General features: G+C 66.6%; 10 protein-coding genes and 1 pseudogene. 7 read left to right on the top strand and 4 right to left on the bottom strand.

From position 1 onward, the window contains the following. Positions 1–278: TfoX/Sxy family protein (locus ELR45_RS14695; protein ID WP_165367780.1), on the top strand; the 278-nt coding region annotated here is incomplete at its 5' end. Positions 279–308: 30 nt separating this feature from the next. On the opposite strand, the gene ELR45_RS14700 is transcribed toward ELR45_RS14695, so the two are convergent. Next, entirely contained in the window at positions 309–1,010 is a 702-nt protein-coding gene (locus ELR45_RS14700) for an SDR family oxidoreductase (protein ID WP_129667062.1), read from the bottom strand. Between the two features lie 135 nt (positions 1,011–1,145). On the opposite strand from ELR45_RS14700, the gene ELR45_RS14705 reads away from it, so the two are divergent. After that, positions 1,146–2,003, top strand: coding sequence for a helix-turn-helix transcriptional regulator (locus ELR45_RS14705; RefSeq protein ID WP_129667063.1), 858 nt, complete (start codon positions 1,146–1,148; stop codon positions 2,001–2,003). An 89-nt stretch (positions 2,004–2,092) separates the two neighbouring features. Here the strand turns inward: ELR45_RS14705 and ELR45_RS14710 are convergent, their stop codons facing one another. Then, positions 2,093–2,734, bottom strand: coding sequence for a TetR/AcrR family transcriptional regulator (locus tag ELR45_RS14710; protein ID WP_129667064.1), 642 nt, complete (start codon positions 2,732–2,734; stop codon positions 2,093–2,095). A 76-nt stretch (positions 2,735–2,810) separates the two neighbouring features. On the opposite strand from ELR45_RS14710, the gene ELR45_RS14715 reads away from it, so the two are divergent. The 5 genes from ELR45_RS14715 (at position 2,811) to ELR45_RS14735 (ending at position 7,372) form a co-directional block, all read left to right on the top strand. Further along, the gene (locus tag ELR45_RS14715; protein WP_129667065.1) at positions 2,811–3,575 is read left to right on the top strand and encodes an SDR family oxidoreductase; all 765 of its coding nucleotides are present in this window, start codon (positions 2,811–2,813) and stop codon (positions 3,573–3,575) included. 97 nt (positions 3,576–3,672) lie between these two features. Continuing rightward, positions 3,673–4,611, top strand: a complete 939-nt coding sequence (locus ELR45_RS14720; protein ID WP_205856601.1) for an alpha/beta fold hydrolase — start codon at positions 3,673–3,675, stop codon at positions 4,609–4,611. Between the two features lie 94 nt (positions 4,612–4,705). Beyond that, a complete protein-coding gene (locus ELR45_RS14725; protein ID WP_129667067.1) occupies positions 4,706–5,644 on the top strand; it encodes an ATP-binding cassette domain-containing protein in 939 nt (312 codons plus the stop codon). Positions 5,645–5,655: 11 nt separating this feature from the next. Next, positions 5,656–6,405 carry an ABC transporter permease gene (locus ELR45_RS14730; protein WP_129667068.1) on the top strand — a complete coding sequence of 250 codons (750 nt, stop codon included), beginning with the start codon at positions 5,656–5,658 and terminating at the stop codon, positions 6,403–6,405. Positions 6,406–6,517: 112 nt separating this feature from the next. Continuing rightward, the gene (locus tag ELR45_RS14735; RefSeq protein WP_129667069.1) at positions 6,518–7,372 is read left to right on the top strand and encodes a DUF4097 family beta strand repeat-containing protein; all 855 of its coding nucleotides are present in this window, start codon (positions 6,518–6,520) and stop codon (positions 7,370–7,372) included. 3 nt (positions 7,373–7,375) lie between these two features. Here ELR45_RS14735 and ELR45_RS14740 read toward each other — a convergent pair whose 3' ends face one another. Both ELR45_RS14740 and ELR45_RS40905 read right to left on the bottom strand, forming a co-directional pair. After that, entirely contained in the window at positions 7,376–10,528 is a 3,153-nt protein-coding gene (locus ELR45_RS14740) for an AfsR/SARP family transcriptional regulator (protein ID WP_129667070.1), read from the bottom strand. Positions 10,529–10,780: 252 nt separating this feature from the next. Then, positions 10,781–11,254, bottom strand: a pseudogene (locus tag ELR45_RS40905) (4-hydroxy-2-oxovalerate aldolase); the annotation flags it as partial.

Here is an 11,254-nt window from a genome sequence, read left to right on the forward strand (position 1 = left end):
AAGTGTCGATGTTCGGGGGCCTGTCATTCATGGTGAACGAGAAGATCGTCGTCGCTGTGCGCAGCGACGACGACCTGCTGGTCCGCGTCGATCCCGAGCGGAGCGAAGAGCTGATCGCGCTCCCCGGTGCGGGCCGGGCACAGATGGGAGCCGGCCGGACCATGGGGCCGGGATGGATCTGCGTCGCCGAGAACGCGGTCGCGACTGACGAGGCGCTGTCCTTCTGGATCGCAGTGGCGCTGGAGTACAACGATCGCGCCGGCAAGGTCACTCGGTGAGCGCGTTCGGCGGCGTTCCGCGCGAGTTGTTCACCAGGTGGCCGGGCCGTTGCGGTCGAAGAACCCGCCTGTTGGTCCGTCGGGACCGATGGAGGCCATACGGACGATGATCTCCGCGCCTTCTTCGACGGTCTGGGTCCCGCGATGGCCGTTGAGGTCGGTGGCAGTGTAGCCGGGATCGACGGCGTTGAACCGGATGGCGGGATACGCCTTGGCGTACTGCGAGGTGACCATGACCAGCGCAGTCTTAGAGGCGTTGTAGTCCAAGACCGTCACCTGGAACTCGAACCGGTCGGGATCGGTAGTCGCTGCGATCGAGCCCAGCCCGCTGCTCACGTTGACGACGACCGGGTTCTCGCTCGCCTCCAGCAGCGGCAGGAAGGTGCGGGTGACGCGCACGGGGCCGAAGACGTTCGTGTCGAACGTGGTCTGCATGTCGGCTCCGGTGACCTCGCCGACCCGGCCGAGCTTGGCAGCGCCGGCGATCCCAGCGTTGTTGACGAGGATGTCGAGGCGGCCGGACTCTGTGCGGACGTGCTCGGCGGCTGCCTTGACGGAGTCCTCGTCGGTGACGTCGAGCTGGACGAAGCGTGCGCCGAGCTCGGTGGCGGCATCGCTGCCGCGGCGGATGTCGCGGGCGCCGACGTAGACGGTGTGCCCGTCCTTGATCAGGCGACGGGCGGTCTCGAAGCCGAGGCCCTTGTTGGCTCCGGTGATCAGTGCGGTGGTCATGGGGTGTTCACTCCGGTGATCGGTGGGTCAGACGCATTCACCCTCCGTCCGTCGTGGCCGGACAGACAGTCCTCGCCGTAGCCGGTGGACTGTCGGTACCAGGCTGTACGCGCGGATGGTACGCATACTGGAGCGGTGAGCAGAACCACGAAGCTGGGCCGGGCGTTGCATGCCTGGCGCGATCGTATGGATCCTGCTGCGGCGGGAATCTCCGCCGGTGGTGCACGGCGCGCACCCGGTCTGCGTCGTGAGGAACTCGCTCAGCTCGCCAGCCTGTCGGTTGACTACATCGTCCGCCTGGAACAGGGCCGGGCCACCTCACCGTCGCCGCAGGTACTGTCTGCGCTGGCCCGGGCGCTGCGGTTGTCGACGGCGGAGCGTGATCACCTCTATCTGCTCGCCGGCCAGCCGGTGCCGGGGCCGAAACAGGTGTCCGATCACATCCCGCCGGGTGTGCGCAGGCTTCTCGACCAGCTCGACGGTGTGCCGCTGAGTGTGTACGACGCCGCCTGGAACCTGATCCTGTGGAACCCGCTGTGGGTGGCCCTTTTCGGGGAGGTCGCTTCGCTGCGTGGGCGAGAGCGAAATGTCGTATGGCGGCACTTCGCCGGACTGCCGGGCCGAGTCATCCACACTCCCGACGAGGAAGCCGCGTTCGAGGCAGCTCTGGTGTCCGATCTCCGGGCCGCGACCGTTCTTTACCCAGCCGATACCGGCGTGCGTTCGCTGGTCGAGGACCTGCGAAGCATCAGCACAGACTTCACCGCCCTGTGGGACACCGGAGCGGTAGGCGTGCACGAGATGCACACCAAGACGGTCCACCACCCTGACATCGGAACACTCGCCCTGGACTGCGACGTGCTCGCCGCACTCGGCAGCGACCTGCGCATCGTCGCGTATACCGCGGCACCGGGCAGCGAGGCTGCCGACCGGCTCAAGCTGCTCGACGTCGTCGGCACCCAGACCATGGCCGAAGCCCGCGCTGATGGATGACTCGCTGCGCAGTTGCAGCGCCAGCTGAAGGAGTTACGCCCGGAATGTCACGCATCTTGGCCGTTCGCTTGAGGTGAGTGTCCGGAAGATCACTCTTGCCCGTCCGCGCCGGTGCCAACGACCTCGTCACCGAAGGCGGCAGTAAGCGCCTTCGCGATCATGTCGGGCAGCTCGGTCTGTCCGTCGTCCTCTGCCCAGCGCACCAATGCCGTGTGCATGGCTGCCAGGCACGCGCTGGCCGCGGCATGGGCGTTGAAGGCGATGTCGTCATCGCCGGCATCGCCCCCGAGCGCGTCGACGATCGCCTGCTGAAGGGCGTAGTTGTTGTCCAGATGCTTGGCCCTTAGAGCCGGCGTCGAGATCATGAGCCGGAGGCGGGCAAGGAGGAACTGCGTGTTCTCCTCCGGATCGTTTCCGTAGCCGCGACTGACCAACGTCGCTGCTGAGTCGATGAGCGCGTCACCGATGCGGCGTACCAGGGGTTGATCCGTGGAGGTCGCGACGATCCGCTCGGCGACGAGTTGCTTGTTCTGGTCGACGAGGACGAGGTCTTCCTTCGTGGGGAAGTGCCGATACACGGTCATGGGGGACACACCCGCGGCCTCCGCGACCTCGGTCACGGTCGTGGCGTCGTATCCGCGCTCGACGAACAGGCGTACCGCGTGTGCCTGAATCATGCGCTGTGTCTCGACTCGTCGTCGTTCTCGCAATGTTGAGTTCCGGTCGGGCATGTGTTAGACACTACTGTAGTGTTAGTCACTAACACATTGGTAGCAGCTAACAATATCGGCAACCTGGAGAGGCGACATGAGTGATCTGACCGGCAAGACGGCTCTGGTGACAGGCGCATCGCGCGGCATCGGGCAGGCGATCGCGGCCCGGCTAGAGGCGAACGGGGCAATGGTCATCGTGCACTTCAGCATGGACAAGGACGGTGCCACGGCGACGGTCGACGATATCGAACGTGCCGGTGGAACCGCGTTCGCCGTCCGGGCAGAGCTGGGCGTGGACGACGACGTCGAGACGCTCTTCGCGGGAGTCGAGGCCGGCCTAGCCGGACGGCCGCTCGACATCCTCGTCAACAACGCGGCGACCCCGCCCGCCGGCCCGCTCGGAACCACGACGCGCACGGAGTTCGACCATCTCTTCGCGGTGAACGTGCGAGCGCCGTACTTCATCATCCAGCGAGCGCTGTCACTGCTACGCGACGGCGGCCGCATCGTGACGATCTCGACTGCGGCGACCCGGATGGCCAACACCACCCAGACGTCCTTCGCCATGACGAAGGGCGCGGTCGAGACGATGAGCATGACCTTGGCCAACGAGCTCGGAGTCCGAGGGATCACGGTGAACGCGGTCGCTCCCGGCGCCACCCGGACAGAGACCAACGGATCGTTCTTCGAAGCTCCGGGCCTTGTCGAACTCATCACTGCAACGACGGCGCTCGATCGGCTGGGCGAGCCCGACGACGTCGCAGATGTCGTCGCGTTTCTCGCCTCTGACGCTGCGCGCTGGGTCACCGGTCAGGTCATCGACGCAAGCGGTGGCCTGTTCCTCGGTCCACGCTTCTGACGCACGTAGCGTCGGGGATCGGACATGCCCATGCGGGACCAGCACACTGCCTCCCGCCATTGACGATGTCTCGTCGGTAGCTGCTAGCGTCACGGTCGTGGACTTCGTCAGCCGCGTTCTCGGCAGTCGGATCGAGATCGCGTATCACCAGCACGGCGACCCGGCCGGCTGGCCGGTCGTCCTGCTGCACGGCTTTCCCTACGACCCTCGCTGCTACGAGAATGTCGCCGACGAGCTGGTCGCCGACGGCGCTCGCGTGGTCGTGCCGTACGTGCGTGGGTTCGGGCCGAGCATATATCGCTCGGCAGACACACTCCGCTCGGGACAGCAGGCCGCGCTCGCTCATGACCTACACGAGCTGATCGACGCGCTCGGGCTGCACCGGCCGATCGTCGCCGGGTTCGACTGGGGCGGCCGGGCCGCCTGTGTGACCGCTATGCTCTGGCCCTCCTCGGTATCGGGGCTGGTGACCGTCGGCGGATACAACGTCCATGACATCTCCGCTATGGCCGCCACCCCGGATCCGCCGGCGATGGAGAGCCGGATGTGGTACCAGTGGTACTTCCACAGCGACCGCGGACGGGCAGGGCTCGCACGCTACCGACGCGAGCTGACCAGACAGCTCTGGACCGAATGGTCCCCCGGATGGAACATCCCCGACGGTGCGTTCGAGGCCACCGCCGCCTCGTTCGACAACCCGGACTTCGTCGACACCGTCATCCACTCCTACCGGCACCGATACGGACTGGCCGCTGGGGACCCTGTCTACGAGGACAGCGAGACGACCATCGCCCAGACACCTCCGATCAGCGTCCCCACGATCGTCATTGATCTCACCGAGGACCCTGTGCTGGAAACAAAGCCCGAAGCCGCGCATGCGGCCCGGTTCACCGACCTGGTCGACTACCGACGCATCGCCACAGGCCACAACACCCCGCAAGAAAACCCCGTGGCCTTCGCCGAAGCGATCCGGACCCTGCATCGAAACGTGTCCGACATCGCACGCGCGAGTTCGGAAAACCCGACACCTCGATAGGCTCGAATTCGGTCAAACGCCGCATCAGTAGTCATGTCAGGCCGCCTCAGGTCTGCGTCAGGTCCGTGTCAGACAGGCCGGCGACATTGATGACATGACGAATTCAGCGATTGCAGTTTCGGGACTGCGGAAGGCTTTCGGGGACAAGATCGTCCTCGATGGCATCGATCTAGATGTCCGTGCGGGCACGGTCTTCTCCCTGCTCGGCCCGAATGGGGCGGGCAAGACGACGGCCGTGAACGTGCTGACCACGTTGATGAAGGCCGACGGCGGGACCGTACGTGTCGCCGGCCACGATGTCGCGACCGAGACCAAGGCGGTGCGCGCGGCGATCGGGGTCACCGGGCAGTTCGCCGCGGTGGACGAGCTGCTGACAGGACAGGAGAACCTGCAGCTGATGGTGGACCTGAACGGGGTCCCCGCCACGGAGGGCAAACGGATCGTCGCTCAGCTGCTCGAACGGTTCGAGCTGGTGGAATCGGCGCAGACGCCCGTGTCGACCTATTCCGGGGGTATGCGCCGGAAGCTCGACCTGGCGATGACGCTCGTCGGCAGCCCACGGATCATCTTCCTGGACGAGCCTACGACGGGTCTGGACCCGCGCAGCCGCCGCACGATGTGGGAGATCATCCGTGACCTGGTGGCCGATGGCGTGACCATCTTTCTCACCACGCAGTACCTCGAGGAAGCCGACCAGCTCGCCGACCGGGTCGCCGTACTCGACCAGGGCCGTCTGGTCGCCCAGGGCACTGCCGACGAGCTCAAGCGCCAGATCCCCGGGACGCACATCAAGCTCCGGTTCACCACCGTCACCGAACTCGACACGGCCGCACGGATCTTCACCGACGTCACCCGTGACGACGAGGCACTGGCCCTGCGGGTTCCCAGCGATGCCGGCACGGATTCGCTGCGGGCGCTGCTGGACAGGCTCGACGAGTACTCACTCAGCGCCGAAGAATTCTCCGTCCACACACCCGACCTGGATGACGTCTTCCTCGCCCTCACGGGCCACACCACGGAGGCTGCACAGTGATCACCCAAAGAATGAGCACCAAGTCCCATTCGATAGTCATGTTCCGTCGCAACTTCGCACACATCACCCGGAATCCGACCTCGGTGTTCAACGCGGTCTTGATGCCGATCGTCATCTTGTTGATGTTCGTGTACATGTTCGGAGATGCTTTCGACGTCGGCGTCGACTACATCGACTACGCGACACCGGGATTGATCCTGCTGGCCGTGTGTTACGGGCTGAGCGGCGTAGCGGTGTCGGTGAGCTCCGACATGACAAAGGGCATCGTCAACCGGTTCAAGGTCATGGACGTCTCCCGCGGTGCGGTATTGACCGGTCACGTCGTCGCCAGTGTGCTCACCAACCTGATCGCCATCGCCGCGCTCATCGGGGTGGCCTTCCTGATCGGATTCAACCCGTCGGCGAGCCTCCTCGAATGGCTCGGCGTGGTCGGCATGGTCGTACTGCTCGGTTTAGCGACCGGCTGGTTCACGGTGGCGTTGGGAATGGCGGCGAAGTCTGTGGAAACGGCGGGTATGGCCGCGGTGCCGCTGGTCATGTTGCCGTTCTTCAGCAGCGCAATCGTGCCGGCGGAGATGATGGGTCAGGGACTGCGACAGTTCGCGGAGTACCAGCCGTTCACGCCGATCATCGAAACCTTGCGCGGATTGCTCAACGGCGCAGCGTCCTCGGGCGACGCGATCGCCGCCGTCGCCTGGTGCGTCGGCATAGGTCTCGTCGGGTACCTGTGGGCGAGTCTCACATTCAACAAGCGGGCGTGACCTCCCCGGGCGACGGCTTTGCGAGGCCGTGATCGGGCTGACCCGAAGCCGCGAACGACGAGCCGATGCCGGCGCCCACCAGCTGATCGACTACGAAGCACGAGGAGTTGTCATGACGACATTCGCCACGCCGGAGCCCATAGCCGCCACTGTGGAAGTCGGCGGTGCACAGGTACAGGTCACCGCTAGTGACCGGACCGACACCGTGGTGCTGGTCGAACCCATTGACAAGGCGAGCCGGAAAGACGTCAAGGTGGCCGAGAACACGAAGGTCGAGCTCGCCGACGGTCAGCTGTCGGTCAAAATGACCAAGGCCGGGGACAAGAAGGGCTCGGTCACCATCACGATCGAGCTGCCCGCCGGCTCCAGCCTGGCCGCTTACCTGTGGTCCTCGAGCGTTCAGGTTGACGGTTCAGTCGGTAACTGTGAGCTGTACATGGCGTCGGGTCGCGTGCAGGTGGATCGCATCGACGCATTGCAGGCGAGCCTTTCGACGGGTGAGATCGAGATCGGTCACATCGCCGGACGGGCCAGCATCCAAGGCGCGATGTTCAAGCTGCGGATCGGCGAGGTCAAGGGTGCGGTCGGGCTCCAGAACGCGGGCGGGCACGCCTGGATCGGCCACGCGTCGGCCGACATCGATCTCAGCAGCGGCACCTGCGACTTCGACATCGACCGCGCCGATGGCGACGTCATCGCCACGACCGGCGGAGGCGCCATTCGGATCGGCCGGATGGCCAACGGTCGGGCAAAGCTGAAGAACGGTTCGGGAGATATCGAGGTCGGCATCAGTGAGGGCACCGTTGCCTCCATCGACGTCAACAGCGAGCGAGGAGCGGTGCACAACTTCCTCTCTTCGCAAGGAGCACCAGCGTCACAGGGAGAGCCGCGAGCGACCGACGCCAAGATCGCGGTGTTCGCTCGCACCCGGCACGGCGACATCACCGTACAGCGTGCCGCAAGCTGACCATCACGACGCGAGCGTGACCTCGACCAGCTCAGACCAATCAGCCCGCGCACCTTCCTGCGTCACCTCGGCGAACCGTGCTTCGCCGAGGTGACGTCGCGCATCCTGCTCGATCCTGGCCGCATCCGGTTGGGAGCGATCCGGCAGCCCGCGTACACCGACACTGGCCGCGAGCAGCCGCGCCGCCTGTTCGTACTGGTCGAGGCGGACGGCCAGGTCCGCGATCCCGACGAGCATCAGAGCGATGACGGGTGGAGCTCCCGACTCGGACGCCGCCTGCCAGGCAGCCACGCGATGGGTGCGGGACTCGCGGATATCGTCGGCCAGGTAGCCGAGCAGGTCGTGGATCTGTGCGCGGACGTTCGGCTGCTCCGCGGCGTCGCCCATGAGGGTGGTCGCGAGGCCGAGTTGATGGCGGGCCTCCTTGGCGTCACCGCGCCGGCGCGCGAGGCCCGCCTTGGCGAGTGCCAAGGCGACGAGTGCATACGGCCAGGTGACACCTTCGGCGCACCGCTCGGCCTGGGCCATGGCGGCCGCGCTGGCGTCACGATCGCCGTTGAGCCAGTACAACGGGGCCTGTTGGGTCCGCACCTCGATGACATCCTCGACTGCGCCGAGCTCGGTGAGGACCGTGATCGCTTGTTCGTAGTAGTCGCAGGCGATGGCGAATTCGCCCCGCATGGCGAGTTGGCCGGCCAGGGTGGACAAGGCCAGATACATCCCGAACCGTTCGCCGAGCGTCCGGAACTCCGCGAGCGCCAGCTCCAGCTGGGCCTCCACGTCCCCGCCGTCTTGGCCGAGCATGGTCCGCATCTTGCCGGCCTGCCACCGAGCCATGGCGCCGACCCAGGGGTCGACGCTCTCCAGCAACGACTCGAACGCGGGCAATGCCTCGGCCGGTGCATGCAGCAGGCGTTCCAGCGGGACTGCGAATTCCAGCAGCGGGTGGTCACTCTGGGATTGCTGACTGAACCGATACCCCTTTTCGATCCACTCCGCGCCAACGTGTTGGTCCCCCTGTCCGGAGGTCACGAAGAGCACCACCATCCCGTACGCCAACGCCCGGACGTCGTCGGTCGCCTCGCCCGGGAGGTTGGCGGCCGCGATCAGCAGCTCAAGGCCTTCGCTCCGCCGCCCGCCGAGCCACCAGTACCACCCGGTGGCGGCCGCGAGCCGCATCGCCGCCTGTGCGTCACCGACCGTGATCGCCCCCCGCAGCGCGGCAATGAGGTTGTCGTGGTCGGCTTCGAGCCTGGCGAGCCATTCCAGTTGCTCGGCGCGGCGCAGATGTGGCTCCGCGGTCTCGGCCAGCTCGGTGAAGTAGGCGAGATGCGCCTGGTGGGCCAGGTCCGATTCCTCGGCCTCGGCGAGCCGATCCGCGGCGTACTCCTTGATCGTGGTGAGCATCCGATAGCGCGGGGCATCGTCGCCCGCGGTGACCAGGAGCGACTTCTCGGCCAGCGAGGTGAGCAGCTCCAACACCTGATCCTGCTCGACGGCCTGATCTTGCTCAAGGTACGGGCCGGCGCAGACGCGCTCGGCTGCCTCCAGGTTCGCCCCGCCCGAGAACACCGACAGCCGGCGCAGCACCGTCCGCTCGGCCTCGGTAAGCAGTTCCCAGCTCCAGTCGACCACCGCGCGCAATGTCTTATGTCGCGGCAATGCGGTACGACTCCCGCTGGTCAGCACGCGGAACCGGTCGTCGAGCCGGTTGGCGAGCTGCTCGATGGTCATGGTGCGCAACCGGGCAGCAGCGAGTTCGATCGCCAGTGGCATCCCGTCCAGCGCCCGGCAGATCCGCACCATCAACGCCTGTGTGTGTTCGTCGTTCCCGAGATCCTTGCGCACGGCGCTGGCGCGGTCCCGCAGCAACCGGAGGGCCGGCGAGGAAGTGAACTCGGACAGACTGGCGCCGGTTGGCAGGGCCAGCGGCTCGACCTGCCACAAAGCCTCACCGGTGATGCCGAGCGGTTCCCGGCTGGTCACCAGGATCCGCAGCCGCCGACATTCCCCGAGCACTCGTTCGGCCAACACCGCCACCGACTCGATCACATGCTCACAGTTGTCCAGGATCAGCAGCATCTCCCGATCGCGGATCGCGGCGATCAGTCCGTCCACGGGGTCCGCGCTCGGTGACGCGCCGAGCAGGGCATCTCGGAGACCGAGCCCGGCCAGCGCCGTCTGAGCCACGTCACCGTCGGCGCCGATGGGGGCGAATTCGACCAGCCAGATCCCGTCCGGCAGGTCGCCGGTCATCGTCCGTGCGGTTTCCGTGGCGAGTCTCGTCTTGCCCGAGCCACCGGGACCGGTCAAGGTAGTGAGCCGATGTTCGCCGATGAGCCGGCTGACCGCGGCAACATCTGCTTCCTTCCCGACGAAGCTGGTCAGCTCGGCACGCAGGTTGGTCTTTCGGTCCTCCTCCCGCTGCCCCAACTCACCCCGCAGCAGCGCGACGTGCAGTTCGGACAGCTCCGGTGAAGGGTCGACGCCCAGTGCGTCGGCCAATGCCTCCCGCGCGTCCTGGTACACGGTCACCGCTTCGGTACTACGACCGGCTGCGGTGAGGGCACGCATCAGCGCGGCGACAAATCGTTCCCGTGTCGGATACACGGCCACCAACTCGGTCAGCTCGGTGACCAGCTCCGCACCGCGGCCGAGGCGGATCTCCGCCTCGAACCGATCTTCCAAGGCGGCCAGGCGCAGCCTTTCCAGCCGCGTGACCGCTGCGTCGAACGCCTCACTGTCCTGCAGACCGACGTCCTGCATAGCCGCGCCGCGCCACAATCCGAGGGCTTCGCGCAGTAGCCGGGCACGCTGCGGATCGTCGCCGGCGCGGGCTTGGCCGACGAGGCGTTCGAATCGCATGGCGTCGACGGCGTCGGGTTCCACGATCAGCCGGTACCCACCCGACTTCCCCTCGACCAACCCGTCCGGCAGCACCCGCCGCAGCCGGGAAACCAATGCTTGTACGGCGTTCCCGACCTCGGAGGGCGGGTGCTCACCCCAGATCCAGTCGACCAGTTGCGTCGTCTTGACCACGCGACCGGGCTCGAGCGCGAGAGCGATCAACAGCGCGCGCAACCGGGCGCCCGGCACGTCGACCAGTGCGCCGTCATCTGCTTGGACCTCGAGTGGTCCAAGCATCCCGATCTTCACCCATGTATTTTGCACGCCGAAGGGTCCCGGCAGACCATGGGGATCCCGTTTGCCACCACCGCCTCGTCGCGCCGATGTGCGACGCGGTGACCCCGAGTTCGCGAATCGGGCGCGGTTCACGACCGCGAGCCGACGCCCACGTCGCCACTGCGGGTGCCGTCCCTCATCGGTTCCCGTTGACCATGACGTCGCCCTGTGCGCGCTCTATGTCGACCTCTAGACGCATCTGCCGTAGGCGACCGCTGCCACATTTCACGTCGGCGACGATCGGAGGTCCAGCGCGATGTCGGTGATCATGTCCTCCTGGCCGCCGACCAGACCGCGCCGGCCGGCCTCCACCAGCAGCTGCCGGGTATCCAGCTCGTAGCGACGCGCCGCCTCCTCCGCGTGGCGCAAGAAGCTGGAGTAGACGCCCGCGTAGCCGAGCGACAGCGTCTCCCGGTCGACCCGGACCGGGCGATCCTGCAACGGCCGCACCAGGTCGTCGGCGGCGTCCTGCAGCCGGAACAGGTCACAGCCATGCCGCCAGCCCAGCAGGTCCGCCACCGCCACGAACGCCTCCAGCGGGCAGTTCCCGGCCCCGGCGCCCTGTCCTGCCAATGAGGCGTCCACCCTGGCCGCGCCGTTCTCTACCGCCACCACGGAGTTGGCGACCGACAGCGACAGGTTCTCGTGCGCGTGGATGCCGACCTCGGTATCCGGCCGGAGCACGTCACGGTAGGCGCG

Origin of the sequence: Phytoactinopolyspora endophytica, from assembly GCF_004138495.1 — a bacterium.
Classification (GTDB): Bacteria; Actinomycetota; Actinomycetes; order Jiangellales; family Jiangellaceae; genus Phytoactinopolyspora; species Phytoactinopolyspora endophytica.

Coding starts and splice junctions, on each gene's coding strand:
- ELR45_RS14700 (WP_129667062.1), bottom strand. CDS start 1,010: ATGACCACCGCACTGATCACCGGAGCCAACAAGGGCCTCGGCTTCGAG.
- ELR45_RS14710 (WP_129667064.1), bottom strand. CDS start 2,734: ATGCCCGACCGGAACTCAACATTGCGAGAACGACGACGAGTCGAGACA.
- ELR45_RS14715 (WP_129667065.1), top strand. CDS start 2,811: ATGAGTGATCTGACCGGCAAGACGGCTCTGGTGACAGGCGCATCGCGC.
- ELR45_RS14725 (WP_129667067.1), top strand. CDS start 4,706: ATGACGAATTCAGCGATTGCAGTTTCGGGACTGCGGAAGGCTTTCGGG.
- ELR45_RS14730 (WP_129667068.1), top strand. CDS start 5,656: ATGAGCACCAAGTCCCATTCGATAGTCATGTTCCGTCGCAACTTCGCA.
- ELR45_RS14735 (WP_129667069.1), top strand. CDS start 6,518: ATGACGACATTCGCCACGCCGGAGCCCATAGCCGCCACTGTGGAAGTC.